The organism is Streptomyces tamarix, from assembly GCF_032423885.1.
GTDB classification, from domain to species: domain Bacteria; phylum Actinomycetota; class Actinomycetes; order Streptomycetales; family Streptomycetaceae; genus Streptomyces; species Streptomyces tamarix.
In genome coordinates this window covers 107,405-134,035 of sequence record NZ_JAWCTQ010000012.1, presented here as the reverse complement: position 1 = coordinate 134,035, position 26,631 = coordinate 107,405, and the positions used below count along the sequence as shown (strand labels likewise).

General features: G+C 73.2%; 20 protein-coding genes and 1 pseudogene. 6 read left to right on the top strand and 15 right to left on the bottom strand.

Translation table 11 applies throughout. From position 1 onward, the window contains the following. Window positions 1-116: 116 nt before the first annotated feature. Window positions 117-614 carry an NUDIX hydrolase gene (locus RND61_RS12525; protein WP_315877967.1) on the top strand — a complete coding sequence of 166 codons (498 nt, stop codon included), beginning with the start codon at window positions 117-119 and terminating at the stop codon, window positions 612-614. Here the strand turns inward: RND61_RS12525 and RND61_RS12520 are convergent. Both RND61_RS12520 and RND61_RS12515 read right to left on the bottom strand, forming a co-directional pair. Beyond that, window positions 611-2,059 (bottom strand): sensor histidine kinase, encoded by a 1,449-nt coding sequence (locus tag RND61_RS12520; protein WP_315877966.1) that lies wholly within the window; start codon window positions 2,057-2,059, stop codon window positions 611-613. The two genes, RND61_RS12525 and RND61_RS12520, sit on opposite strands and share 4 nt — an antisense overlap. Further along, window positions 2,056-2,721 carry a response regulator transcription factor gene (locus RND61_RS12515; protein ID WP_315877965.1) on the bottom strand — a complete coding sequence of 222 codons (666 nt, stop codon included), beginning with the start codon at window positions 2,719-2,721 and terminating at the stop codon, window positions 2,056-2,058. The genes RND61_RS12520 and RND61_RS12515 overlap by 4 nt, the downstream gene beginning before the upstream one ends. Window positions 2,722-2,854: 133 nt before the next feature. On the opposite strand from RND61_RS12515, the gene RND61_RS12510 reads away from it, so the two are divergent. Then, window positions 2,855-3,640 carry a PepSY domain-containing protein gene (locus RND61_RS12510; protein WP_315877964.1) on the top strand — a complete coding sequence of 262 codons (786 nt, stop codon included), beginning with the start codon at window positions 2,855-2,857 and terminating at the stop codon, window positions 3,638-3,640. A 222-nt stretch (window positions 3,641-3,862) separates the two neighbouring features. Here the strand turns inward: RND61_RS12510 and RND61_RS12505 are convergent, their stop codons facing one another. Further along, a complete protein-coding gene (locus RND61_RS12505) occupies window positions 3,863-5,281 on the bottom strand; it encodes an MFS transporter (RefSeq protein WP_315877963.1) in 1,419 nt (472 codons plus the stop codon). A gap of 97 nt (window positions 5,282-5,378) precedes the next feature. On the opposite strand from RND61_RS12505, the pseudogene RND61_RS12500 reads away from it, so the two are divergent. The 3 genes and pseudogenes from RND61_RS12500 to RND61_RS12490 form a co-directional block, all read left to right on the top strand. Continuing rightward, window positions 5,379-5,942: pseudogene (locus tag RND61_RS12500) on the top strand (helix-turn-helix domain-containing protein); the annotation flags it as partial. Between the two features lie 284 nt (window positions 5,943-6,226). Then, a complete protein-coding gene (locus tag RND61_RS12495) occupies window positions 6,227-6,724 on the top strand; it encodes a DUF2975 domain-containing protein (protein ID WP_315877962.1) in 498 nt (165 codons plus the stop codon). Next, on the top strand, window positions 6,724-6,945 hold the full coding sequence (locus RND61_RS12490; RefSeq protein WP_315877961.1) for a helix-turn-helix domain-containing protein: 222 nt from the start codon (window positions 6,724-6,726) through the stop codon (window positions 6,943-6,945). Before RND61_RS12495 ends, RND61_RS12490 begins: the two co-directional genes overlap by 1 nt. Window positions 6,946-7,433: 488 nt before the next feature. Here RND61_RS12490 and RND61_RS12485 read toward each other — a convergent pair whose 3' ends face one another. The 7 genes from RND61_RS12485 to RND61_RS12455 all read right to left on the bottom strand — a co-directional run bounded on the left by RND61_RS12485 (window position 7,434) and on the right by RND61_RS12455 (window position 15,648). Next, window positions 7,434-7,877, bottom strand: coding sequence for a hypothetical protein (locus RND61_RS12485; protein ID WP_315877960.1), 444 nt, complete (start codon window positions 7,875-7,877; stop codon window positions 7,434-7,436). A 475-nt stretch (window positions 7,878-8,352) separates the two neighbouring features. Next, the gene (locus RND61_RS12480; protein WP_315877959.1) at window positions 8,353-10,275 is read right to left on the bottom strand and encodes a protein-arginine deiminase domain-containing protein; all 1,923 of its coding nucleotides are present in this window, start codon (window positions 10,273-10,275) and stop codon (window positions 8,353-8,355) included. 174 nt (window positions 10,276-10,449) lie between these two features. Further along, window positions 10,450-10,953: a metallophosphoesterase family protein gene (locus RND61_RS12475; protein ID WP_315877958.1), complete on the bottom strand. Its 504-nt coding sequence runs from the start codon at window positions 10,951-10,953 to the stop codon at window positions 10,450-10,452. Window positions 10,954-11,027: 74 nt separating this feature from the next. Beyond that, entirely contained in the window at window positions 11,028-12,404 is a 1,377-nt protein-coding gene (locus RND61_RS12470) for a GH1 family beta-glucosidase (protein ID WP_315877957.1), read from the bottom strand. A gap of 49 nt (window positions 12,405-12,453) precedes the next feature. Beyond that, window positions 12,454-13,293 (bottom strand): carbohydrate ABC transporter permease, encoded by an 840-nt coding sequence (locus RND61_RS12465; RefSeq protein WP_315878005.1) that lies wholly within the window; start codon window positions 13,291-13,293, stop codon window positions 12,454-12,456. Window positions 13,294-13,321: 28 nt separating this feature from the next. Beyond that, window positions 13,322-14,317 carry a carbohydrate ABC transporter permease gene (locus RND61_RS12460; RefSeq protein ID WP_315878004.1) on the bottom strand — a complete coding sequence of 332 codons (996 nt, stop codon included), beginning with the start codon at window positions 14,315-14,317 and terminating at the stop codon, window positions 13,322-13,324. Between the two features lie 14 nt (window positions 14,318-14,331). Further along, complete coding sequence (locus RND61_RS12455) at window positions 14,332-15,648, bottom strand: ABC transporter substrate-binding protein (protein WP_315877956.1); 1,317 nt, start codon at window positions 15,646-15,648, stop codon at window positions 14,332-14,334. Window positions 15,649-15,836: 188 nt separating this feature from the next. On the opposite strand from RND61_RS12455, the gene RND61_RS12450 reads away from it, so the two are divergent. Continuing rightward, complete coding sequence (locus RND61_RS12450; RefSeq protein ID WP_315877955.1) at window positions 15,837-17,159, top strand: ROK family transcriptional regulator; 1,323 nt, start codon at window positions 15,837-15,839, stop codon at window positions 17,157-17,159. A gap of 267 nt (window positions 17,160-17,426) precedes the next feature. On the opposite strand, the gene RND61_RS12445 is transcribed toward RND61_RS12450, so the two are convergent. The 5 genes from RND61_RS12445 to RND61_RS12425 form a co-directional block, all read right to left on the bottom strand. After that, window positions 17,427-19,601 (bottom strand): discoidin domain-containing protein, encoded by a 2,175-nt coding sequence (locus RND61_RS12445; RefSeq protein WP_315877954.1) that lies wholly within the window; start codon window positions 19,599-19,601, stop codon window positions 17,427-17,429. Between the two features lie 262 nt (window positions 19,602-19,863). Beyond that, window positions 19,864-22,059: a discoidin domain-containing protein gene (locus RND61_RS12440; RefSeq protein ID WP_315877953.1), complete on the bottom strand. Its 2,196-nt coding sequence runs from the start codon at window positions 22,057-22,059 to the stop codon at window positions 19,864-19,866. Between the two features lie 673 nt (window positions 22,060-22,732). Continuing rightward, window positions 22,733-23,299: a DUF3558 family protein gene (locus tag RND61_RS12435; RefSeq protein WP_315877952.1), complete on the bottom strand. Its 567-nt coding sequence runs from the start codon at window positions 23,297-23,299 to the stop codon at window positions 22,733-22,735. A gap of 568 nt (window positions 23,300-23,867) precedes the next feature. Continuing rightward, complete coding sequence (locus RND61_RS12430; protein WP_391653355.1) at window positions 23,868-25,358, bottom strand: SulP family inorganic anion transporter; 1,491 nt, start codon at window positions 25,356-25,358, stop codon at window positions 23,868-23,870. A gap of 5 nt (window positions 25,359-25,363) precedes the next feature. Further along, the gene (locus RND61_RS12425; protein WP_315877951.1) at window positions 25,364-25,957 is read right to left on the bottom strand and encodes a carbonic anhydrase; all 594 of its coding nucleotides are present in this window, start codon (window positions 25,955-25,957) and stop codon (window positions 25,364-25,366) included. Between the last annotated feature and the right edge of the window lie 674 nt (window positions 25,958-26,631).

Genomic DNA, 26,631 nt, shown 5'->3' with positions numbered 1-26,631 from the left:
CTCGCGTACGGACGGGCGGCCTTCGCCGGAGACGCGCCGGGGCCGGTGGTCGCGGCGGGCGAACCGGCCCGTCCGGCGGGGGCCGGCGGTCCCGCCCCGGGACCTACAGTGGGGCCGTGTCACGCGACCAGCACCGCATCGCCGTCGACGGCGGCGTCGAGTTCCCCGTGCCCCGCGACGGCGAGACGTGGGCGGTGGGGGCGGTGATCGTCAACGGGGACGGCCGCGCCTTCGCCCAGAGGCGCGGCCCGGACCGGAGGCTCTTCCCCGACTGCTGGGACATCGTCGGCGGGCACGTGGAGCCGGGCGAGTCCTTGCTGGAGGCCCTGGCCCGGGAGGTGGCGGAGGAGACCGGCTGGCGGCCCCGCCGGATACGGCGCCTGCTCGGCGTCACCACCTGGACCGGCGACGACGGGGTAACGCGGCACGAGGCCGACTACCTCGTCGAGGTCGACGGCGACCTGGACCGCCCCGCCCTGGAGTGGCCCGAGCACACCGCCCACGCCTGGTTCGGCCCCGAAGACCTGCCCCGCCTCAAGGAGAACCGGGGCCCGGGCGAGTACCTGGTCCACGACCTGATCGCCCGGGTGCTGAGCGACCGTCCGCGCGCCTAGACCCGCCCCGGCCCCGCCGCCCGGGGCAGGGACAGGACGAACCGCGCGCCCCCGCCCTCCTCCGCGCCCACGGTGATCGTGCCGCCGTGGCGACCGGCCACGTCACGGGCGATGGCCAGTCCGAGCCCGGCGCCGCCGTCGTCGCGGCTGCGGGCGTCGTCCAGGCGCACGAACCGTTCGAAGATCCGCTCGCGGTCCTCCTCCGGCACGCCCGCCCCGTCGTCGGACACGATGACCTCGACCCGGTCCGCCGTGCCCCGGACCGACGCGGTGACCGAAGCGGCCGCGTGCCGCTGCGCGTTGTCGAGGAGGTTGGCGAGGACCCTGCGCAGCTGACCGGGCGACCCGGTCACCTCGCAGCCCTCCCCGCGCACCGCCACGGTGACGGGGACGCGGTCGCCGCGGCGCTGCGCCACCTCCTCCCGGAGCAGCGCCGCCAGGTCCACGCGCCTCGTCGCGGGCCGTTCGCCGGCGTCCAGCCTCGCCAGCAGGAGCAGGTCGGTGGCGAGCTGCTGGAGGCGTTCGGTGTCCTCGACCGCGCCCTCCAGGTCGAGCAGCTCCGGGTGCGCCGCACCCACTTCCAGCTGGGTGCGCAACGACGCGATGGGGCTGCGCAGTTCGTGCGAGGCGTCCGCGACGAACCGGCGCTGCCGTTCCACGGAGGCTTCGAGCGCCGCGAGCGTCTCGTTCGTCGTACGGGCCAGCCGCGCGACCTCGTCCCGCGAGCCGGGCTCGGGCACCCGGTGGGAGAGGTCCTCGGATGCGGTGATCGCGGCCATCTCCCTGCGGATCGCCTCGACGGGCCGCAGCGCCCGGCGCGTGACCAGCCACGTCACCGTTCCGACCACGCCGAGCAGCACCGGCAGCCCGACGAGCATCGCGGTGCGCACCGTCTCCACCGCGTTCCGCTCGGTCGCCAGCGGCGCCCCCGCGTGGACGGTGTAGGTCCGCTGTTCGCCGCCGGAGGCGACCTCCACCGCGGCGAACCGGTACGCGGCCCGCCGCCCGTCGACGGTGGCGCTGCCGGAGGTGAAGCGGGGCGGGTCGGCGGAGACCTCGCCGCGGGCCGGCGTGCCGTCGTCGTCCTCGTCCCGGTCCCCGCCGTCCTCGCCGTCGGGGGAGGACGCGGGCGACGGGACGGGCGTGACCGCCCCGCTCGACGTCCCGGAGATCGCCTCCAGGCCCTCGCTGACCGCGACCACGCGGCCGCCCTCCTCGACGACCTGGACCGGACGGTCACCGTCGTCGGGGAGGTCCAGCCGGTTCGGCGGCCGGTCGAGGGCGAGCTGGGCGGCGACCTCGCGCGCGGCGATCTCGGCCTGCAACCCTGCTTGGTCGAGCAGGTTCGAGCGGAGTACCTGGAGCAGCACCGCACCGGCCGCCACCAGCGCGACGGCGACGACGAGGGTGGCTCCGAGCGCCGCCCGGGCGCGGACCGACCTCATGGGGTCGCCACCAGCCGGTACCCGGCACCGCGAGCGGTCTGGATGCGGTGCGCGCCGAGCTTGCGGCGCAGGGCGGAGACGTAGACCTCGACGATGTTCGGATCGCCCTCGTACGCGAAGTCCCACACGTGCGCCATGATCTCCGGCTTGCCGACGACCTCGCCCGCGCGACGGGCCAGCTGTTCCAGTACGGCGAACTCCTTCGCCGTCAGCGCCACCTCGTCGTCGCCGAGGAACACCCGGCGGGCGGCCGTGTCGACGCGCAGGTCCCCGACGCTGAGCGCCGGCGCGGCCGCGCTCCGGCCGCGGCGCCGCAGCAGGGCCCTGACCCGGGCGACGAGCACCACGTACGAGAAGGGCTTGGTCAGGTAGTCGTCGGCGCCGGTGTCCAGGCCCTCCGCCTCGTCGTACTCGCCGTCCTTGGCGGTGAGCATCAGGATCGGCACGTCGTTCCCGGCGGCGCGCAGGGCCGCGCAGACTCGGTAGCCGTTCATGCCGGGGAGCATGATGTCGAGCACCAGGAGGTCGTACGCGGTCTCGGTGGCGAGGTGGAGCCCTTCGCGCCCGTCGTGGACGACGTCCACGGCGTAGCCCTCGGCCCTCAGCCCCCCGGCGAGGGACGCCGCGAGCCGCTTCTCGTCCTCCACGATCAACAACCTCATGGGCCCAGGGTGGCAGACCGAAGCTGAAGAGCCCTTCAGGTGGCTTCAGGCTGCCTTCAGCGTCCGGCGGCCAGAGTGGACACCGTCATCGGCGAACGGCACGAACCGTGTCCGGTACGGAGGAGGAACATCCATGAAGCGCAATCTCGTCATCGCCACGCTGGCGGCGGCCGCCCTGGTCGGCGGCGGTGCGTACACGGCCGTGGCGGCGGTCGGCGGCGACGCGACCCCGTCACTGCGGACGGCGGCGGAGGCGGTGAGGGTCCACGACGGAGACGACGCCGAAGACGCCGAAGACGCCGACAACACCGACAACACCGACAACACCGACAACACTGACGACGCCGAGGCCGACGACCGCGCTGACTCCGGCGACGAGACCGACCGTGACCACCGCGACGACTCCGGCGACGAGGCCGACCGTGACGACGACCGGGCGGCCCCGGCGGGTTCGGTCACGGCCGCGCAGGCGATCGCCGCCGCGCTGAAGTCCACGCCGGGCGTGGTGGCGTCGGCCGAGCTGGACGACGACGCCACCCACTGGGAGGTCGAGGTCCTGGGGAAGGGCGACCGGACGCACGAGCTGCGGGTGGACGCCTCGAAGGCGACCGTGACCTCCGGGGACGACCGGGACGACGACGGCACGGACGACGACCGGTCGGAGCGCGCCGCGCTGCGCGCGGCCGGGGTGAACGCCGCGCAGGCGACGGCCGAGGCGCTCAAGTCCCACGCCGGTGCCACGGTGACCTCGGTCGACTTCGACGACGACGGCGGGTGGAAGGTGGAGCTGCGGAACGCGGACGGGACGGAGAGGGAGACGACGGTCGACGCCGAGGTGCCGGGAGCGGCCGGATCGGCCGGGACGGCACGCACCCCCGCCGCCGCGGACGACGAGGCGGATGACGCCGCGGACGACTGACCGCGTGCTCCCGGCGCCGGCCTCCGGCCCCCGGACGGCCGTCTCCGACAGCCGTCCCCGAGAAGGAACACCCTCCGCGGCCGGTACGGCGCCGCCCCGCCCCGGGCCGCGCCGTACCGGACGCGGCCCCCGTGGACGGACCGGTCCCGGCGAGGTCCCCGTACGGGCGAGTGTTCAGCCGGCCGGGGCGGGCCGGCGGGGCGTCGCAGTGGGCCGTGCGGCTCACCGCCCCGCAGGCGGTACGGGCCGGGGGGCGTCCTTCCCCGGCCGGGACGCGTGGGCCACAAGGAACAGGAGCACTCCGCAGGCGGCGACCAGGAACCAGCCCGGGCGGGACGCGTGGGCGAGCGCCTCCGGGCCGCTCCCCGCGACGAGGCCGCCGGCGGCGGCGACGCCGAGCGCGGCGCCGCACTGGCGCGCGGTGGACGTGATCGCTCCGGCCACGCCGGCACGGGCGGGAGGCAGGCCGTTCACCGCGGTGTTGGTGAGCGGGGCGTTGGCGAAGCCGAACCCGATGCCGATCAGCAGGTACGCCAGCAGGAGGAGCGGCACGCTCGTGTGCTGGTCGAGCCGGACCAGGCAGAGTCCGCCCACCGTGAGGAAGGCACCGGCCAGGAGGAGGGGCGGTCGCGGTCCGGTGCGGCCCACCAGGTGGCCGGACCAGGGCGCGCAGACTGTCGCCCCCACGGCCATGGGCAGGGTCGCCACCCCGGTGGCCAGTGCCGTCCAACCCCGGGCGTGCTGCAGGTAGAAGGTGTTGAGCAGCAGCGTCACGTTCAGCGCGACGAAGACCGCCACGGCGCCCAGGACCGCAGCGCTGAACGCCGGCCGACGGAAGAGGCGCGGGTCCATCAGCGGCTCGCGGCGGCGGGACCCGACCCACACGAACCCGGCCGCCGCCGCGAGGGCGAACGCGTACGCGGCGAGTGCCGCGGGCGACGTCCAGCCGATGTGCGGGCCCTCGATGAGCACCCCGACCGAGGCCCCGACGGCCACGGCCAGCAGGGCCTGCCCCGGAAGGTCGAGCCGCGGCGCCCGCCGGGCCCGGGACTCCGGTACGAACACCGCGCTGAGCACGAGGGCGACCGCGACGACCGGCACGTTGATCCAGAACACCGACCGCCAGCCGAACCCCGCGATGAGGGCGCCGCCCGCGACGGGACCGGCCGCCATGCTCAGCCCGAAGACCGACGCCCAGACACCGATCGCCCGCGCCCGCTCCTTCGGGTCGGGCATCGCGTTCACCACGATCGCGAGGGCCACGGGGCTGAGCATCGACGCGCCGATTCCCTGGGCGGCCCGGGCCGCGACGAGCACGCCCACCGAAGGGGCCACCGCGCAGGCCAGCGAGGCCGCGCCGAACACGACCAGCCCCGCCCGGAACACCCGTCGCCGGCCCCACCGGTCCGCGAGCGCCCCGGAGGAGACCAGCAGGCCCGCCAGGACGAGGGTGTAGGCGTCCACGGTCCATTCGAGGGCGCGGGTCCCGGCCCCCAGGCCGCTCCCGATCGCCGGCAGGCCGACGTTGACGATGGTGGTGTCCAACCCCACCAGGAACATGCTCAGGCAGCAGACGGCCAGCACCGTCCAGCGTCTGCGCGCGCTGAGGAGGGGCTGAGCGGGGAGAGTCGTCGTGACCACGGTCCACCTCGTACGTCCGGGAGTAGGTGCCCGGCCATGCTCGGACCGGGCGGCCCCCGTCGCCCACCGGTCTTGCAAAGACCGCAAACTGGTCGCCATGGACGCGGAGATCGAACAGATAATTGACGGCATCGGGCCACGGCTGCGCACCCTGCGCAAGGACCGCGGGATCACGCTGGAGGCGCTCGCGGCGACGATGGGGATCTCGGTGAGCACCCTGTCCCGCCTGGAAACGGGCCGGCGGCGACCGACCCTGGACCTGCTCATCCCGCTCGCTCGCGCCCACCGCGTCGCGCTCGACCAGCTGGTCGCCGCGCCGGCCACCGGCGACCCCCGGGTGCACCTCACGCCCTTCCACCAGGGGCGCAAGGGCGTGGTGGTGCCCCTGACGCAGTACCCGGGCCGGGTGCAGGTCTACAAGCAGGTGCTGGCGCCCCGCGAGCCGAGGCTGGTGACCCACGACGGCCATGTGTGGTTCTACGTCCTCGCGGGCGAACTGCGGCTGCTCCTGGGGGAGGAGGAACTCATCCTCCGCCCGGGGGAGGTGGCCGAGTTCGACGCCAGGGAACCGCACTGGTTCGGCCCGGCGGGCATGGGGGTGGTGGAGATCCTGCACCTGTTCGGACCGCGGGGCGACCAGGCCGTCGTCCGTACGAGACCGTCCGCGCCGCCCGGTGCCGCCCCGGCGGACGAGGCGATCGAGGCAGCCGAGGCAGCGGAGGTGACGGAGGTGACGGACACGACGGACACGACGGGCACGACGGGCACGACGGGCACGACCCCATCGCCGGCCGTCTCCTGACGCCCGCGCCGGTCACGCCCGCGCCGGTCACGCGCGCACGCGGTCACGAGCCGGTACCGGATTCCCGCCCGGACGCCCCCAGCCTTGCCGCGCCTATCGAATATCGATAGATTTCCATCGCTGCTCGATCGAAGGAGAGATGAATGGGAAACCTACCGGTGTTCGCGCTGCGCGCCGTGCTCGTGGCGCTGCTCGCGGGGTCGCTGTTCGTGCAGTCGGTGATGGTGCCGCTGCTGGCCGTCGACTTGGAGGAGGTCGGCGGGGACCTCGGGCACCTGCGCGTCCCGATCGTCGTGATCGTGCTCCTGGGGATCGTGGCGGCCCAGGTCGTCCTGGTCTGCGTGTGGCGGCTGGTGACGATGGTGCGGCGCGGAACCGTGTTCTCCCACGCGGCCTTCCGGTACGTGCACATCGTGATCGGCGCGATGGTGGCGGCCGCCCTCCTGGTGTTCGCGCTGGGGGTCGTCCTGGCGCCGGGCGAGGCCGTCGCCCCCGGCGTGGTGCTGCTCGTCGGCGGGGTGGGCGTGGCCGTGCTGGGGGTGGCGCTCGTCGTGCTGGTGCTGCGGATGCTGCTCGCCCAGGCCGTCGCGCGCGACGCCGAGGCGGCGCGGATGCAGGCCGAGCTGGAAGAGGTCATCTGATGCCGATCGCCGTCGACATCGACGTGATGCTGGCCAAGCGGAAGATGTCCGTGGGCGAGCTCGCGGAACGCGTCGGCATCACCCCCGCCAACCTGGCGGTGCTCAAGAACGGTCGCGCCAAGGCGGTGCGCTTCGCGACGCTCGCCGCGCTCTGCGAAGCGCTCGACTGCCAGCCCGGGGACCTGCTGCGTTGGGAGGCCGGGGACGCGGCCGACGGCTGAGACCGTCGCCGGGGCACCGAGCACCAGGACGACACGCACCGTGTCGGCGCCCCCGACCCCGGGGTCGCACCGCTCAGCCGCTTCCGCCGGGCCGGGGCCGTCCTCGGCCCGGCCCCGTACCCCCGCGTCCCACACCCGCGTCAGGGCGGTCGGGCGGCGCGGGCCCTCGCGGCCGGCCCGGAGGCAGCGGCCCGTCCCGTGCGCCCGGACCACGTCCGGCCCACCGCGGACATCACGTCCAGCGGAGGGCACGCCAACTCCCGTAGGACGGCGGGTCGTTCATCCGGGGGCGTCGCAGGGGGCCGGCCGCGGCGGGCGCCGCGCCGTGTCATGAGGACGACCTTCGGGGCAGGGCTCGTGGGGCCTCACGCCACGGGAGGAGCAAGCCGCTCGGGGCCCGTCCGCCCGTGCGGGACACCGGCCGGCCCCCGCGGGAACCGGCCGGCGTCGTGCGTCAGGGACGGACCGCTCCCCGCCCCGCCCGCCGGTCAGTGGATGTGGTAGCGGCCCTGGGCGTGGACGTGCACCGTGGCCCTCTTCCCGGCGATGAGCTGCACGTACTTCGTCTGCCCCGTCCCGTTGCGCCACACCGTGGCGGTGTGGGCGCCGGGGTTCAGCCAGCCGGAGCACTCGAAGTCGATGCCTCCCCCGAACGGCTCGGCGCAGAAGCGGACCTGCTTGCCGCCGGAGGAGACGAGGTCCACGTCGAGCCGCTGACCCGGGTGCACGGTGAGCTTGCCCGAACAGCCCGTGTAGGCCGGGCCCCCGGTGATGAGACAGTCGAGCGGGTAGGTCGCCGCCCGGGCCGGGGTGGCCGAGGCGAAGGCGCCCGCCACGACGAGGACGGTGAGGGCCGCCAGCAGTCCCTTGTGCCGCCGTCCCGCCGGACGGGCGCGGCGTGCGGGCTTGGGCGACGTCGTGCTCGTGTTCATGCTTCTTCCTCCAGGTTTCTCCGGACCGGCCCGCCGGTGTCCGTACGCGGGCGCCGCGGGCACGGCGGCACGCACGTGCCCCGGGAGGGGGCCGTCGTGTCTGCCGTGTGCGCCGGTGCCCGTGCCGCTCCGGAGGTGATCGGGCTCCGGCGGCCGTGCGGGAGGCTCCCCTCGGACGGGGGCCGGTGGGTGGACGAACCGCTGTGAGCGCGGCGAGCCCGTCGGGGCCGGCCGCCGTAGCGGTGACCACCATGGGAGCAGGCCGCCGGGGCACCGGCAAGCGGGTCCCGCACGCTTCCCACAGGACGGGATCCCGGAGCGTCCGACCTGCGGGGACACGTCCGTCCCGGGACGGGAGCAGGCCGGGGGACGGCCTCTGGCGGCCCCGGTCCACGGCAGCCTCGGTCCACGGCGGCCCCGCTCCACGGCGGACTCGCCGTGGAGCGGGGCGGAACGGGTGTGCGGACGGCCGGTCCTACCGCTTCCACCAGGCGGCGGAGGCGTCGCGCAGGGTGTTGGTGCCGCAGTGCACCTCGCCCATGCCGAGGTGGTACGTCTCCCAGTCGTCGATGTACGAGACCTTCAGCCCGGCGCGGGTGTACGCGGCGGTGACGGCGGCCGTGAAGAGGTCCTCGCCCCCGACGACCGGCCCCCACTGCCTCGGGGCCAGGTAGCGGTCCCGGCCCAACAGCACCCCGTTGACCGCGCCGGGCACGTACGCGCTCGTCATCACGGCCCGCCCCGGCCCCGCCGCACGCCCGCCCCCGCGTGCGAGCCGCTTCTGCTGCCCGTACTCGCCGACCGCCTCCGGCACGTCCCCCGCGCCCAGGCGCGTCAGCCGCGGCACCCGCTCCCCGCGTTCGCCGTGTTCCGTACCGCGGGTGTACAGCGCGGGAACGCGTACGACCTCGGCGTCCGTCACGCCCGTCTCGCGCTTGAGGACCTCCAGGTTGGCCCTGATGCGCTGCGCGGCCATCGTGTTGTCGGCCACCAGCCACTTCGAGGCGAGCGCCTGGTCGATGGTCTCCCGGGGCGCGGGCAGGTCCTTGCTGCCGGGCACGGAGAACATCCGCGCCGTGCCGTGCCCGGCCCTCTGCGCGTCCCGCAGCAGCCGCAGCCCCGCCTCCGGGTCCGCGATGCCGATCCTCCAGCCGCGCGGCGTGCCCGGCGCCGGCAGGAACTGCACGAACTCGTCGACGTGCCCCACGTGCAGCCAGGACGTGTCCAGGAGCAACGGGTCCTGGAAGCCCTGGGCCCCCAGCAGTGCGCGCATGGCCCGCGCGGGCTTGGAGCCGTCGTCCTTGCGCTCGCCCATGACGATGCGCCCGGCGGGGAAGGAACGCCCGGCGTGGGTGTACGGCGGGACGGTCTCCAGGTTGCCCATCGAGTTCAGGGTCCACTCCTCCGACTCGCGGACCCCCGAGACCTGGACCACGCCGACGCCCCTGCCGCGCAGCCTCTCGAACAGCTCCCGGCCGGCCGCCCGGTCCGGCTGGGCCGAGCGCAGCATCACGCGGATCACCTGGCGGCGGCCACCGGGGCCGGCCATGCTCACGTACCCGGGCTCGACGAAGTCCTGCGCCCAGACGTCCTGGTACCTGTCGAAGGTGAACAGCGGGGCGGTGATGCCGGCGGCCGTCGCCTCCGCCGCCAGTCCCCGCACGAACGCCTGCTGCCGCCGCGCGTAGGCGTCCGTACCCGCGACCCTGGTGACCAACAGTTGCTGGGCGGCCTGGAGGTGATGGTGGGTTAGCAGCGGGGCCACGCGGAGCGTGACGTCGTCCGAGGTGGTCGTGCCGCGGGAGGTGACGGTGAGGCGCAGGACGGCGCGACCGCCCCAGCGGGCGTGGTCGCGTACGACGTCGGTGGTCTCCACGCCGAACTCCGCACCGGCCCTGAGCTCCGCCGCCGTCAGGCGGGTGGCGGCGTCGACCCGCACCCACCCGCCGGCCCGCCTGAGGAACACCCGGGTGTTCTTGGCGCCGCCGACGACCCGCAGCGTGCCGCTCGCCGACGGGGACAGGCCCCTCATCGGCACGGAGCGCACCCGGGCCAGGTCGGCGGCGTCGGCGGCACCGTTCACCCTGGTGTCGGAGGCGTCGTTGCAGGCGGCGAGCTGCGCGTCCGACAGCGGCCTGCCGCCCGGGCCCGACGTCGGGCACCGCCTCGTGTCGTCGTCGATGTTGGGCAGGACGACCGCGCCCCGGGTCTGCGTCCAGGTGTCCTCCCCCGCGTTGTCCGTCGCCCCCGCGACGTCCACCCGCCCGTCCCGGTCCACGTCCGCCCGCAGGTCCGCCCGCGGTGGTTCGGCGGCGAGGACCGGCGTGGCCGGCGCCAGGATGGCCGCGATGACCGATACGGCGAGTGCCGCGCCTCGTATGTGGCTCGTCGTGCGCACCGTGTGCCCTTCGTGAGAGTCGATGTTCCGAGCCGGTAGAGGGCATCTGGCGCGCGTGCGTTGCGCGGGACGTGCGGGGGACCGCGATTCGGCCGGATCCCGCCGTGGGGGCGTCACGGCGGGATCCGGGCGCGGCGGCGTGCGCGTGCCGCGCGCGGCGGGCGGGGCCCGGGCTCACACGGCGTGCGGCAGTCGGTGGAGGCGCACCTCGGCGAGTCGGCCGGCCGACAGCCGTGCCGTCATGTACGTGCGGTGCGGCTGGCGCCGCCGGTCGGTCGGCGAACCGGGGTTCAGCAGCCGCAACCGGTCGCCGGCCGGGGAGTCCCAGGGGATGTGGCTGTGGCCGAAGACGAGCACGTCCACGTCGGGGAACCGTTCGGCGCAGCGCCGCTCGCGCCCCCGCGCCGGGCCGGTCTCGTGCACCACGGCGAACCGCAGCCCCTCCAGTTCGGCGTACGCCACCTCCGGGAGCCGGGCCCGCAGGTCCGGGCCGTCGTTGTTGCCGTACACCGCGACCAGCCGCCGGGCACGCGCCCGCAGGAGGTCCAGCGTGGCCGTGTCCACCCAGTCGCCCGCGTGGAACACGACGTCCACGCGGGGCACCAGGTCGAGGAGTTCGCCGGGCAGCGCCTTGGCGCGCGCCGGCACGTGCGTGTCGGACATCAGCAGCAGTTCCACCCGGCCGACGGTAGCGGGCCGCCGGACCGCCGTCCGGAGGACGCGCGGCACCGGGCGCCGGCCACCGCCGCCCGTCACTTCCGCGGGGCTCCGGCCGGCGCGTGGGCCTGTCGGTGGGCACGGATGATGTCCGCGTACCGGCGGCCGCTCGACTTGACGGTGCGGGCCTGGGTCGCGTAGTCGACGTGGACGAGTCCGAAGCGCTTGTCGTAACCGTAGGCCCACTCGAAGTTGTCGAGCAGGGACCAGGCGTAGTAGCCGGCGAGCGGGGCGCCCTTGCGCACGGCGCGGGCGCAGGCGCTCAGGTGCTGTTCCAGGTAGCGGGTCCGCTCGGGGTCGTCGATGGTGCCGTCGGGGCCGACGGCGTCGGGGAAGGCGGAGCCGTTCTCGGTGACGTACAGCCGCCGGACGCCGTAGTCGTCGGTCAGCCGCATCAGGAACGCCTCCAGGCCGTCGGCGTCGATCTGCCAGTCCATGCCGGTGCGGGGCACGCCGGGCAGGCGGACCTCGCGGGCGTGGGGGACGGGGCCGGCCGGGTCGTCGGCGACCGTGACGGGGAAGTAGTAGTTGAGGCCGTGCCAGTCGAGCGGGACGGCCATCGTCGCCGGGTCGCCGGGGCGCTCCGGCAGCGCGACGCCGTAGAGCTCGCGCATGTCGGCGGGGAAGCCCCGGCCGTACACCGGGTCGAGCCACCAGCGGTTGGTGTGGCCGTCCATGCGGGTGGCCGCCGCGATGTCCTCCGGCCGGGTGGAGGCGGGATCCACCGTCGAGTGGTTGGTCACGAGCCCGACCCGGGCGCCCGGCGCCGCCGCGCGGATCGCCTGCGCGGCCAGGCCGTGACCGAGGAGCAGGTGGTACGAGGCGTGCACGGCGGCGGTCAGGTCGGTGAGGCCGGGGGCCATCCTGCCCTCCAGGTGGCCGATCCACCCGGAGCACAGCGGTTCGTTCAAGGTGGCCCAACGGGTGACCCGGTCGCCCAGCCGCCCGGCGACGGCGGAGGCGTAGACGGCGAGGTGTTCGGCCGTGTCGCGGACGGTCCAGCCGCCGCGGTCCTGGAGGGCCTGGGGGAGGTCCCAGTGGTAGAGGGTGATGTTGGGCGTGATGCCGGCGTCGAGGAGGCCGTCGACGAGGCGGTCGTAGAAGTCGAGGCCGGCCGCGTTGACGGGCCCGTCGCCGCCGGGGACGACGCGGGGCCAGGCGACGGACATCCGGTAGGCGTCGGTGCCGAGCTCCTTCATGAGGGCGATGTCCCCGGGCCACCGGTGGTAGTGGTCGCAGGCGTCGTCGCCGTGGTCGCCGTTGTCGGTCCTTCCCGGCGTGTGGGAGAAGGTGTCCCAGATCGACGGTGCCCGGCCGTCCTCGGCGACGGCGCCCTCGATCTGGTAGGCGGATGTGGCCGTGCCCCAGACGAAGTCGGGGGGGAAGGCGGCGAGGTCTATCGGATCGGACACAGAGAACCTCTCTGGAGTGATCGGAGGGGCGGGCGGGGAGGGCGGGCCGCTACTTGACGGCACCTGCGGTCAGGCCGGTGACGAGGTAGCGCTGCAGGAGGAGGAAGCCGGCGACGACGGGCAGGCTCACGACCAGGGAGGCGGCCATGACCTGGTTCCAGTAGACGTCGTTCTGCGTGGCGTAGCCCTGGAGGCCGACGGCGAGGGTGCGGGTCGTGTCGTTGGTCATGACGGAGGCGAAGAGGACCTCGCCCCACGCCGTCATGAAGGCGTACACGGCGACGGCCACGATGCCGGGGACCGCCGCGGGCACGATGACCCGGAAGAGGGCGCCGAGCGGCCCGCAGCCGTCCACCTTGGCCGCCTCGTCGAGGTCCCTGGGCACCGAGTCGAAGTACCCGATCAGCATCCAGATGGAGAAGGGCAGGGAGAAGGTGAGGTAGGTGAGGATCAGGCCGCCGCGGGAGCCGAAGAGGGCGATGCCGGTGGCGTTGCCGATGTTGACGTAGATGAGGAACAGCGGCAGCAGGAACAGGATGCCGGGGAACATCTGCGTCGAGAGCACCGTGACCGTGAAGACCCGCTTGCCGCGGAAGGAGTAGCGGCTGACCGCGTAGGCCGCGAACACGGCGATCGTGACGGAGCAGACGGTCGCCGCCCCGGCCACGACCAGGGAGTTCACGAAGTAGTCGGCCAGCGGAACGGTCTTCCAGATGTCGACGTACGGGCGGACGGTGAGGCCGGAGGGGATCCACTGGAACGCGCCCGACACGTCCTGGAGCGGCTTGAGCGAGCTGGAGGCCATGACGTACACCGGCAGCAGCACGAAGGCGGTGAGGAGCGTCAGGAAGATCCGCCGGCTCCACAGGAAGGAGCGCGGGGCGGCCATCGGGGAGCGGACCCGGCGCCGGGACCGACTAGGCATCGGTGGCCTTCCTTCCACGGGAGGTGATCAGGAGGTAGGCGCCCGTCACCACGAGCAGGAACAGCAGCAGGAGGACCGACATGGCGGAGCCCGCTCCGAAGTTCCAGGTCTGGAACGAGGACTGGTAGATGTGCAGGGAGACGAGGTCCGCGGACTCCGGCGCCGCCTTGCCGAAGAGGACGAAGGGGGTGTTGAAGTCGTTGAAGGTCCACAGGAACAGCACCAGCACGAGGACCTGGTTGACCGGGCGCAGCGCCGGCAGGGTGATGCGGCGGATCTGCTGCCAGGTCCCGGCCCCGTCGAGGGCGGCGGCTTCGTAGACCTCCCGGGGGATGTTCTGCAGCCCGGCCATGATGATCAGGAAGGCGAAGGGCCAGCCCTTCCACACCGACACCACGAGCAGGGTGACGAAGCTGTTGTCGCCGATCAGCCAGAACGGCGGGCTGTCGGTGAGGCCGAGCTGGTCGTGCAGGACGTGGTTGACCAGCCCGTTGTCGCGCTGGAACATGAACGCCCAGGTGATGACGGCGGTGTAGACGGGCAGGGCGTACGGGACGAGGAAGAGCGTGCGCAGGAAGCCCCGGCCGCGGAAGTCCTCCTGCAGGAAGAGGGCGGCGGCCGTCCCGAGCAACCAGCACGACCCGACCGAGAACAGGGTGAACAGGCACGTGGTGGTGAAGGACTTCAGCAGCGCCTCGCCCACGGGGGCGTCGAAGTCGACCGCGAGGGAGTAGTTGTCGAACCCGGCCCAGGGAGCGGCGCCCCAGTCGCGGATGTGGAACTGGGTGAGCTCCTTGAAGCTGACGACGATGCCGATCACCATCGGCACCAGGTGGACCAGGAGTTCGAGCAGCAGGGCGGGGAGCAGCAGGAGGTACGGCAGGCCGATGCGGCGCAGCCGCCCGGAGCGGCGCGTGCGCGGCGCCGCTCCGGGCGGGGCCTTCCGTGCCGTCCGCCCGTCTGCGCCGGGGGCAGCGGTGAGGGTCATCGAGGTGTCCGCGCTCACTTCCGGGGCATCTGCTGCTGGGCCTTTTCGAGCTTGGCCCGTACCGAATCGGTGGTCACCGGCCGGCCCGCGGCGGCGTCGGCGAAGAGTTCCTTGACGGCGGTGCCGACGACGGTCTCGAACTGCGATTCCTCGGGGACCTGGGGGAGTGCGGTGGCACTGGTCGCCAGGGTCTCGCGCAGGACGGCGAACGCCGGGGTGCTGAAGGCGGGGTCCTGCTGGGCGGCCTTGACCGGCGGGATGGAGCCGTACGCCTTGTTGAGGATGACCTGCTCCTCGTCGCTGGTCATGAACTTGACGAACTTCTTGGCGCCGTCGATGTTCTTGGTGTTCTTGAAGACGGCCATGTTGATGCCGGCGACCATGGAGTTGGTGGCGGTGCCCGGGCCGGGCCTGCCGGACCGCACCGGGGCGGGCGCCACCCCCCACTCGTCCTCGTCCATGCCCTGGGAAGCGAAGGTGGCCGACGCGGTCTGCCACAGGACCATGGCCGTCTTGTCCTTGGCGAAGTCGCTCAGGGACTGGTTCTGGGCGTACTCCGCGTTGCCCGGCGCGATGATCTTGTCCTTGGCCATCAGGTCGACGTACTGCTTCACGGCGGCCACGGCGCCGTCGGAGGTGAAGTCGGCCTTGCCGTCGGGGGTGAAGAAGTCCGCGCCGTGCTGCTTGCCGAGGACGAAGACCTGGTGGATGTTGTTGGAGGGGTTCGAGCCCTCGGCGCCCAGCCCCCACGTGCCGTTCCCGGACAGCCTCTTCCCCGTTTCGACCACCTCCGCCCAGGTGGCCGGCGGCTTGGTGATGCCGGCGTCGGCGAACATCTTCTTGTTGTAGTAGAGCGCGTAGGTCATGGAGTACAGCGGTACGGCGGCGGGGTCCTGGCCCGGGGCGCCGGTGGAGCCGAGGGCGGAGTCCGTGAACCGGTCCCTGCCGCCGATCGCCTCGAAGTTCTCCGCGTCCCAGGGCAGTAGGGCGCCGCTCGACTGGAGGGAGGCGCTCCACGTGTTGCCGATGTTGAGGACGTCGGGGCCCTGCCCGGAGGTGGTCGCGGTGAGGATGCGGTTGAGGAGGTCCCCCCACGGCACCACCTCCAGCTTCACCTCGATGCCGGTCTCCTTCTCGAACTTGTCGAGCTCGGGCTGGAGGACCTTCTTGTCGACCTCCAGGTTGGCGCCCTGGTTCGAGGCCCAGTACGTGAGCGTCTTCGGCCGCTCGTTGGAGCCCTCCGAGCCGGACGACCCCCCGCCGCAGGCCGCTGCGGTGAGGACGAGCGAGAGGGTGACGGCGCCGACGGCTGCGGCTCTGATTCTGCGCATGGCTCCAGGGGCCTTCCGGGGAGTTGACGGGCTTCGCCTGCGGGGAGGGGACCGGAGCGGCGTCCCCCGTTCGACCCCACGCCCCGTCACGGCTTAATTTAGAGTGTGAGTTAATACTCAAGTGAAGTGTGCGTCAAGGGCCCCGTCCCAGGTAAGTTGCGGAAGGACAACGGAGACGAGGGGGCAGGGTGAAGGTGCGCAGCGGACGTACTGTGCGTGACCTGCGGCGGGAGAACCGCGCGGCGGTATTGCAACGGTTGTATTTCGACGGGCCCCTGAGTCGCCTCTCGCTCGGCCCGGCCACCGGCCTGAGCTCGGGCTCGGTGAGCAACGTGGTGGCCGAGCTGGTCGCCGAGGGCCTGGTGGAGGAGGCCGGCAGCGTCGACTCGGCCGGCGGTCGCCCCCGAACGCTCCTGCGCGTCAGCGCGCACAGCGGCTACCTGATCGGCGTGGACATCGGTGAGACGCGCGTACGGATCGAGCTCTTCGACCTGGCCCTTTCCGAACTCGCCCGAGTGGAGAGGCCGTTGGAGACCGAGGGGCCGCGCCGCGTCGACCGCTACGACGTCGGCGCCGTCGTCGGCCACCTGCGCGAGGGCATCCCCGACGTCCTGAGCCGGGCCGGCATCCCGGCGGAACGGCTGCTGGGCGTCGGCATCGGGGTGCCGGGCATCGTCGCCGGGAGCGCCGAGGGCGGGGCCGTGGTGCACGGCCAGACCATCGGCTGGGACGCCGTCCCGCTGGAGCGGCTGCTGCGCGAGTCCCGGCTGCTGCCCGAGACCGTGCCGTACTGCATCGACAACGGTGCCAAGACGCTCGGCCAGGCGGAGATGTGGTTCGGCGCCGGACGGGGCGCGCAGAACGCGGTGGTGGTCCTCTTCGGCTCCGGTGTCGGCGCGTGCGTCGTCACCGACGACATGCGCTCCGGCCGGGCCGTGGAGTGGGGGCACCTGACCGTACGGGTCCGGGGCCGCCGCTGCCGCTGCGGCGCCCGGGGCTGCCTGGAGGCGTACGCCGGGGCGGAAGCGCTCTTGGAGCGCTGGTCCGAGGCGGGCGGGCGGCCACCGGCCGGCGCGGACGAGGAGACCGCGCTGACGGCCATGCTCGCCGCCGCCCACCCCGCCCCCGGAGCCGACGGAACGACGCCACCGGCCGATGCGACCGCTCTGGCCGTCCTGGAGGAGACCGCCGAATACCTCGGCGCCGGCTTCTCCGCCCTGATCAACCTGTTCCAGCCCGAACGGATCCTGGTCGGCGGCTGGGCGGGCCTCCAGCTCGGCCGGCGCTTCCTCGACTCCGTGAGGACCCACGCCGCTTCGTACGCGCTGACGTACCCGGCCGACCGCGTGGAGATCGACCTGGGCACCCTCGGCCCGGACGCCGTCACGGTCGGAGCCGCGGTCCTGCCGCTCACCGCCTTCTTCGCCCGCGGCGGCCGGCGCGCCGAGGCGGACCCGCAGGAGCGCGGCCCCGCGTGGCAGGCGAGTCTGCGGGAACGGGCGGCGCGGTGAGGACCCCGGCCGGCGGTCGCCTGCCGTTCGGCCGCCACCGCCCCCCGGAGCTCCCGCCGATCTCCCCGCCGAGCCGGTGCGGCCCCCGCTCCGTGGACCGGGCGCGCTCCTCCTCCGGCCGGTGGCGCGGGGCGCGGGACCCCACCCCCATGGAGGCTCCCGGCCGTGCCGGACGCCGCCTCGCGGAGGGCCCCCGGCCCGCGGGCGGGTGGCGGTGACCCGGCAGGGGGCTGGGCGGCGCCCCCTGCCGGAGTCCCGGTGCGGCTGTCAGCCGTAGACGCCGAACTCGTGGAGCGAGTAACCCCAGCCCGTCCCACGGGCCGTCAGGTGGAGCCGGACGTACCGCGCGGTCGCCGCGACGTCGATGGTGTCGACGTCGCCGTTGCCGGTGGTCGTCGTGTGGACCGTGCGCCAGGCGTTTCCGTCGTCGGACACCTGGACCTCGTAGGACTTGGCGTAGGCCGGGTCCCAGACCAGTTGGAGCGTGCGGAGGGCGGTGGGGGCGCCGAGGTCGACGCGGATCCACTGCGGATCGCTCCAGTCGCTGGCCCAGCGCGTGTCGGCCCTGCCGTCCGTCGCCTTGGCGGGCTCGCAGGGGCAGTCGCCGTACGACGCCTGGAAGGAGGAGGCGGTGGTCGGTTTGTTCAGCGCCACGTTGGTCCCGGAGACCGGCGGGGCGACGACCCGGACCGACCTGGTCTCGATGCCGGCGTTCCCGCGGCCGTCCTCGGCCCGGACGTACACCTTCCACACGCCCGGCTTCTCGGGCGCGGTGACGGCGAAGGTGCCGTTGCCGGTGGAGCGCCACCGGGCCTCGACGAGGCGCTTGTCGCCGCTCGCGTAGGTGCCGCTGAGGAAGACCTTGTACGCGACCGGGTCACCGTCCGGGTCACGCACGTCGGCACGCACGGTGAACTCACCGCCCGCGGGGGCCGAGGAGGCGGGGGTGACGGCCATGTTCGTGATGACCGGGGGCGTGTTGTCGCCGCCGGTCGACCCGGCGTACGCCTTCTTGACGGCGTAGTACGACAGGCGCTTGAGGCCGTCGGGCAGGAGGTTGAACCAGACGCCGCCGAAGTCGTGCTCGATGCCGTAGTGGAAGAGGGTGGCACCGAGCGCCACGCCCCGGTGGCCGGTGACGCAGTCCCACGCCTTGGCGTAGCCGTCGGCCTTCTGCACGTCGGTCGGTTCGTCGGGGACGCCGTTGGCGTCGTCGGGGACCTCCCACTCACCGGCGGGGCCGCCCTCGGTGATGAGGTAGGGCTTGGTGTACCCGCCCTGTCGCCAGTCCTCCTGGACGCCGCAGACGCCGCCGTAGGAGTTCACGGCGTACAGGTCGAGGTCCGGGGCGTTGCGCTCGTAGTACGGCCAGGCGCCGGTCCAGGCGTCGGTCGAGGTGACGGGGTGGTCCGGGTCGATGGAGTGGATCCGCTCGGCGACGTCGTTGACGAAGGAGGCGTAGGCGTTGCGCTGGGCCTCCAGTTCGGTGCCGCTGTAACAGTTCTGCAGGCCGAGCACCGATTCGTTGCCGACGTTCCACATCAGCGTGGCCGGGTGCGACTTGTAGGTCTCCACCCACTTCGCGAACTCCGTCAGCGCGGTGCTCTTGTACGCCGAGTCGGTCACGTAGTTCACGCAGCCGCCGCTGCCCGGGCCGCCGCCCGGCTGGAGCCAGAAGCCGTTGATCACCCGGATGCCGTTCGCCGCCGCCGCGTCCAGCAGCGGCTTGGTGGAGCCGTCCGTGCCCCAGGTGCGGATCGTGTTGGCGCCCATGGACTTCACGTCCGGCATGTACCGGGGCGCGTCGGCGATGGCCGGACCCCAGGTCAGCCCCTTGACCGTGTACGGCTGCCCGGCGACGGTGAGCCGCCAGTCCCCCTGGGAGCCGGTCACCCGGACCGGGCCTCCCACGGGGGGCGGGACGGTGCCGTCCGTGTTCCCGTAGACCTGGAACTCCCACAGGGAGTAGCCGTAGCCCCCGGACCGTTCCGTTCCCAGCACGCGCACGTAACGGCCGGAACCGGAGAGGGCGAGGTCGTCCGTGCCGCCGTCGCCGCCGGTCACGGCCCTCAGCGTCCGCCAGTCCGTGCCGTTGTCGGACGCCTGGACCTGGTAGCTCCTGCCGTACGCGGCTTCCCACGTCAGCACGGCGCGGCTGAGGTTCGCGACACGGCCGAGGTCGACCTGCAACCACTGCGGGTCGCTCCACCGGCTGGCCCAGCGGGTGCCCGTGAGGTCGCCGTCGACGGCCGCCGACGCGGCGTACGCGTCGCCCTCCTGTGACGAGGCGGTGGCGGGCCTGCCCTGCGACAGCAGGGTGTCCGCCGCCCGGGCGGGCGGGGCGGCGAGGCCGAGCGACGACGCCACCAGCGCGCCGAGGGCCAGCAGGGGCAGGCCGGTGCGGCGGTGGGCCGGTGCGGGTGGGGAGGGGGGTCTGGTCACATCTGCTCCTCGCGGGTGGGAGTGCTGGGCGGGGGGAGCGCTCTCCAGGGGTTCCCCGCCCCCCGTTCGGCGCGTGGCCGCGGCCTGCCGCCCGGTTCGGGACGGCCGGTCGCCCACGGGCACCACGGGGTGGGGGACGCGCCCGGTCCGGGCCCCGGCCGGGGGAGCGGCCCCTCCGGGCCGGGCCCCGGGGATGCCACCCGGCCCGGAGGGGAGTCACCGCCGGGACGCCGGACCGTCCGGCCCGCCGGCGGGCGGAGCGTCAGGGGAAGGACACGAGGGTGGACGGCACGGTCGAGGTTCCGGCGGGGACCGTGGACGCTCCGGTGTCGTTGATGACGTGGTTGTAGTGGCCCATCCCGCCGAGGGACACCACCAGCAGGCTGTGGAACCTCACGCCCGGCTTGACCGGGGTCTTGAAGCCGTGGTGCTGGCGGATGGACGGGTCCACGTTGTAGTTGCAGTAGCTGCCCAGGCCCCACGCCTCGTGGGTGTCGACCGAGTCGTCGACCCGGTAGGCGGCGTACCCCTGGGTGGAACCGTTCTGGATGGCGGCCTGGTTGGGTGCGTCGTACGCCTTCTCGTTCTGGTAGAAGATCGTGCGGCCGCGCTCGCCGTACCACTCGACGTCGTACTTGTTGAAGTGCTCGACGAACAGGCCGGTGGCCAGCACGTCGTCGCCGTTGACGCGGACGCCGTAGTCGGCGCGGTTGGTCTCCCAGCCGACGCCCTCGCCGTGGTCGGCGCGCCACACCCAGGTGTGGTCGATGATCGTGTCGTCGCTGTTGACGACCATGCTGGTGGTGGCCCTGCCCGCGCCGGCGCCGCCGATGCGGAGGTAGACGTCCTGGACGGTGGTGGGGTTGGCGGCGTGGTCGGCGGAGGCTCCCTGCGGGCCGACCTCCAGCAGCGTCGGGGAGTTGACCGGGCCGGCGTCGATGAGGAAACCGGCCAGCCGCACGCCGTCGACGTCGGCGACCCTCATCGCGGTCACCCCGTTGTCGGGGATGATCGTGGCCAGGCCGAGGCCCAGGACGATGGTGTTCGCCCGGTCGACGTTGATGGTCCGGTCCACGTGGTAGACGCCCGGGGTGAACAGCAGGTGCAGCCCCTGGGCGAGTGCGGCGTTCATCGTGGACGCGGTCGTGCCCGGCTTGACGACGTAGAACCGGCTCAGCGGGATCGACTCGCCCTGCGGGGCGCCGTTCGCCCAGGTGGTGCCGCGCGCGTTGGTGCGCTTGGCCGGCGCGAAGACCTTGTACTCGCCGCCGTCCAGGTAGAGGAACGGCTTCTCGCGGGAGATGGGGGTGGTGTTCAGGGTGGTGTAGCGGGGCTCGGGGAAGCTGGTCGCCGGGGCGCCCTCGACGCCGGAGAAGACCTGGTTCCACACGGAGTTGGACCAGCCGCCGATGGCGCTGTCGCGGGTGTACCACTGCTGCTGCGAGTAGTTGCCGACCTGGCCGTCGATCTTCGAGTCGGCGATGTAGCCGCCGCTGGCCCAGCCGTAGCCGTTCGGCGCGAGGTTCAGCCCGCCCTTGACGTGCATGCGGCGGAAGGACGCGGCCTGCGAGACGGCCCACCGGTTGGTGCCGCTCACCGGGTTCAGCGCCAGGTTCTCCGCTGCCCGCCAGAAGTTCTGCGTGGCGTTGCCGTTGAACCAGCCCGCGTCGACCGTCACGTCGCCGTTGATGGTCGTGTCGCCGGGCCGCAGGCCGAGCCCCGCGATCTGGGTGTAGAAGCCTATCTGCGCGTTGAGGCCGTTGTACGTGCCCGGCTTGAAGAGGAACGCGTGCCGGCCGCTGCCGAACTGCGCGGACTCCTGCTGCCGGAACACCTCGTCCAGCTTGGCCTGGATGCCCGGCGTCGAAGGGTCGAAGACGTGCACGTTCGGGCCGAGGTCGCCCCCGCCGGGCAGTTGCGGGCCTCCGGTGCCGCTCTCGCCGTACACCTTGAACTCCCAGAGCGAATAGCCGTACTGGGTGCCGCGGGCGGTGCCGTACATCCGTAGGTAACGGGCCTCGCCCGCCACGGCGATGGTGTCCGTGCCGCCGTCGCCGGTGGTGGTCTGGTAGGCCGTCGACCAGTCGGAGCCGTTGGTGGAGAGCTCGACGCGGTAGCCCTTGCCGTACGCCGCCTCCCAGTCCAGGACGACCTGGCTCACCCGGGCGGTCGCGCCGAGGTCGACGCGGATCCACTGCGGGTCGGAGTGGGCGCTGGACCAGCGGGTGCCGGTGTTGCCGTCGACGGCGTCGGCGGCCGGGGTGCCGCCGTGCTCCTGGCTGGAGGCGGTGACCGGCTTGCCCTGGGACAGCAGTACGGGCGCGGCCTCGGCCTCCTGGGCGGGGGCGAAGGTGAGGAGGGTGGCGGCGAGAGCGGCGACCAGCGCGCCGACGACACCCCGGCGCACGGGTCTGCGGGGTGCCGGTGGCGCCACGGACGGTATGCCGGCTGAGGGCATGGGGGGCTCCTTGGGAAGGGGAAGGGGAACGAGGCGGGAGAGCGCTCTCCGAAACCTTGCCCGTAACGACATGGGTGGTCAAGGGATCTGTCACCACTTAACTTTCGTCTTTCATTAAGTGCCGGTCGAGAGCTCGGCCCTCCTCTCCGGGGCGGAGCGCGGGGGCTGCCGCGGCACTACGCGACGGTGGGCGGGGCGCCTCGGTGACCAGGTCGGCCCGCGCGTGCTCGACGGCCTTCGCGGCGGCCGGGCCCGCGATGGCGGCCCGGTGCCTCCTGTACGGCCACGCCACAGCCGCAGCCGGATCGGCGGGGACCCGAGACGCCGTAGGGCCGTCCGCGTCCTGGGGAACCCCGCGTACCCGGGCGGCGAGTCCCGCTCGGTCGCCCGGGCCCGGTTCCGCGACGCCTCCGGGCCGACCCCGGGTCAGGCGGCCGACCCGGTCGTCGCTTCGGGGCGCACCCGGTACGGCGCGACCGCGTCCGCCCCGGACGCCGGCGGGCAGCGCTTCACGACCACGAGATGCCCGTTCGCGGGCCCTCGAGAGCCGGCGTCTCGTGTGTCCGGGGCCAGGGGGCAGGGATCGACGACCGAGCGGCCCCACCGTCAGGACACAGCCCCACCCCGGTGCGCCGGGAACTCCGGCAGGACGAGAGGGGCGCCCCCTTCCCGATCAGGTCGACGGGTCGAGCCGTTGGAGCTTGGAGACGATCAGCTTGCTGAACGCGGTGGCGATCCCGCAGACGTCCTCGGGGGCGCGGGACGCGGTCCGCCTGACCACGGTGCTGAAGGAGCCGCTGGAGCCGGCGACGATGAAGTCCTCGTCGGAACCGACGGTGACGTTCTGGTAGCAGGACTCCTCGTCGGCGGTCTGGACGGCGGAGTAGCCGGCCACCTCGATCCGCCGAGCGCCCGGCTCGTTCGCCTTCCCCTTCCGCGCCGCGTCACGGGGATACGGAATCCAACTCACCTGGACACCTGTGGAGACCAGCCAGTAGCACGACTCGGCAGGGCCCTCGGACAGGTCGATCTCGCGACCGGGCAGCTCGATCCCGTAGGCGGCGCGCTCCTCGTCGCTGAGCAGGGCGCACGAGGACAGGGCATACCTGCTCAGGGCTTGCGTCAGATCGCTCGGGCCGGGAGACGGGGCAGGGGACGATGACTCCGGGGGCGGGGGACCGGAAGAGGAGCAGCCGACCAGCAGGACCAGCATCGTGAGCAGGGCCGCCGTTGGGGCCACGCGTCGTTTCCCTGAACTGGGGGACATGCGCCGGAGGTTAGCGTCCGGGCAGGGGGAGGGGGTCCCGAACGGCCGAACCCGCCGTGTGTTCCCCCGGGGCCGGCCCTCGGAACGTACCGGACCGGGGACCGGCGGAAACTCGTCGACCTCGGTTCCGGCGCGGTGACGAGCACTCCACCGGGTACGGGACGCGCTCGCGGACGGCGCGCGAACACGCGTGGGCGATCCGGAGCGCCTGCGGTCACCGGGACTTCGCCGCGAGCGAGGAGGGGCCGCGGGAGTTCCCGGCCGCGCAGGCGCGGTCGCCGCCGGAGGGGCCGCCGGCCCCGCTCGACGGGGCGGGGGTGCGGCCGGTGAACGACCGGGTGCCGCTGCTCGGGGCCACGGCACGGCCAGGGGCCGTGGTTCGCCCGGAGGACGACCGACCGATCGCGCGCCGCGTACGTCCGGGTCGCCGCCGGGCCGCCGGGCACCGTCGTGCCGGAGGCGGCCCACGCCGCTTCCGCCGGCGCGGACAGGCGGGCCGGGCGGTACGAGGACGCGCGTACCGCCCGGCCGCTGGGCGTCGTCAGACGTTCGCCGTGGCCTTCTCGGCAGCGGGCTTCAGCGGTTCGGTGGCCTCCACCGGTTGCGCACCGACCGCACTGTGCCGCTGGGCCCAGTTCTCCAAGGCCGTGCGGCAGGCGTGGTCGAGGTGGTGCAGGCCGGACAGATCCAGCTCCGCGCGCCGGTCCGGCGGCAGGTTCTCCAGGCTGTCGAGGATCTTCGGCAGCCGCAGGAAGGTCGCGTTGCCCGTCAGGTGGACCTGGAGGGGGCCGGTGCCCTTGTCGACGACCTCCAGCTTGATGTGCGAGGCGTCCCAGGCGGCCTTGACCACGGCCAGCGCGAGGCCGATGAGCACCCCCTCGAACATGTTGACCGCGACGATCGACACGGCGGTGACGACCAGGATGAGCGCCTCGCCCTTGTATCCCCGCCACAGCGCCGCGATCTGGCGGAAGGGGATCAGCTTCCAGCCCGCGTGCACCAGGATGCCGGCGAGGGCGGGAAGCGGGATCAGGGCCAGGGCGGCCGGCATCGCGGCGGCGAACAGCAGCAGCCACACACCGTGCAGCACCCGCGACGCCTTGGTCTTCGCGCCCGCGCTGACGTTGGCCGAACTGCGGACGATCACCGCGGTCATCGGCAGCGCACCGAGCAGACCGCACACGGTGTTGCCCGCGCCCTGGGCGACCATCTCCTTGTCGTACTGCGTGCGCGGACCGTCGTGCAGCCGGTCCACGGCCGCCGCGCTGAACAGCGACTCGGCCGAGGCGATCAGCGCGAAGGCGACGATGGTGCCCCAGATGGCCGGGGTGGCCAGTTCGCCGAAGGCGTCGGCCCCGGGCGGCTGGATGACGCCGAGCAGACCCTCCACCTCCACCGTGGCGACCGGCAGGCTCAGGGCGAGGGTGGCGACCGTCGCCAGGACGACCGCGGCGAGGGCACCCGGCACGGACTGCGCCGCCTTCGGCAGCTTCTTCCACAGCACGACGACGGCGATGGTGCCCGCGCCGATCGCGAGCGAGGTCAGGGCCTCGGTGCTGCCGAGCGCGTCGGCGAACGCTCCGGGCAGGCCCGTGATCTTGCCGACGCCGGTCTCCGGGGCCTTCAGGCCCGCCGCCGCGTAGACCTGCCCGGCGATGATCACCAGGCCGATGCCGCAGAGCATGCCCTCGACGACCGAGACGGAGATCGCCCGGAACCAGCGGCCCACCTTGAGGAAGCCCATGGCGAGCTGGAGCACCCCGGCGACCAGCACGATCACGCCGAGCGTGCCCACGCCGAACTCGCTGACGGCCTCGAAGACGATCACGGTCAGACCCGCGGCCGGACCCGACACCTGGAGGCTGCTGCCGGGCATGAGGCCGGTGAGGATGCCGCCCACGATGCCGGTGACGAGTCCGAGCTCCGCCGGGACGCCGGAAGCGACCGCCACGCCGACGCACAGCGGCACGGCGACCAGGAAGACGACGATGGAGGCGAGGAAGTCCTGCCGTAAGTGGGGGAACTTGGACAGCACGGTCACCAGCTCCCCTGCAGCGCCTCGAACGAGCCGGACTCCGCGCGGTGTTCCCGCACGATCCCGGTGTGGACCTCGTAGTACCAACCGTGCAGGTGGAGTCCACCCGCCTTGAGGCCCTGCTCGACGCACGGGTAGGAGCGCAACCGCTCCAACTGCGCCAGCACGTGGTTCTGCACGGCCTCGGCGACCGTCGGATCGTGTCTGTCGGAGCACTTCGGCTCGTCCGCGGCGTGCGCGAGCCAGTCGCGCACGGCCGGGACGGTGGACAGGTCGTCACGGCGCACCACGGCGCCGACCGCGCCGCAGTGGGAGTGGCCGCACACCACGACGTGCTTGACGCCGAGCACCCGTACGGCGTACTCGATCGTGGCCTTCTCACCGGCGGGCGAGACGGAGCCGTACGGCGGGACGATGTTGCCCGCGGTGCGCAGCTCGAAGAGCTCGCCGGGCTTGGCGCCCGTGATCAGGGCCGGTACGACCCGGGAGTCGGAACAGGTGATGAACAGGACTTCCGGTGACTGGCCCTCGGCGAGGTGGGCGAACTCCTCAGGGCGTTGTCCGAACATTCGGGCGTTGTCGATGAGGGGCTGCATGGTGTGGTGTCTCCTCCTGGCGCGCCGTGGGGTGCGCGTCGGACTTACAGGGCAGGGTGGGGGCTACTGCTCAGCAGCGGAACACCCGGGGAACGGCCGGCGGGTGGGCTGACACCCATCCCGACGTGCCGTGATGCGCAGGGCCGGCCCGCACGTGGCTCGGGTGTTCGCCACCGGGGCGGTCCGGACATGACTCGGGTGTCTGCCATCGGAGGCGGTCCGGTGCTTCGCGGACGCACCCGACGGCACCGTGCCGACGGCCGGTGTCCCGGCGACCGGTGGGGTCCCGGAAGGCGGCGGAGCCCTGTCGGGTGGTGGGCTCGTCGGCGCAGTACCTGTCCAGATGACTGGTTTCAGTGCGCTGGATGTGGGCTTCGACCTGACGCGCTGCACGCGTGGGCGCGGACGGCCCCGTGAGGGGGAGGAACCGCAGGGTGGGACGGGGGCGGGAGCAAGACCGCTACCCGGGACGTCGCACCTCGCAGCACCCTCTCCCCTCAAGACAGTCCACCGCCCTTTACGTTCACCAAAGATCGGTCAACGGCAGGTCAAGAAAACCTTAACTCGGCAAAGCCGCTTGCCGTGTTAACGGGATGTTTCCAAGTGGAGGAAGCCTGAAAAGTAAAGTAAAGTTGGCGTGAATTTTTCTGACTTCAACATTTCATGATGGTCTG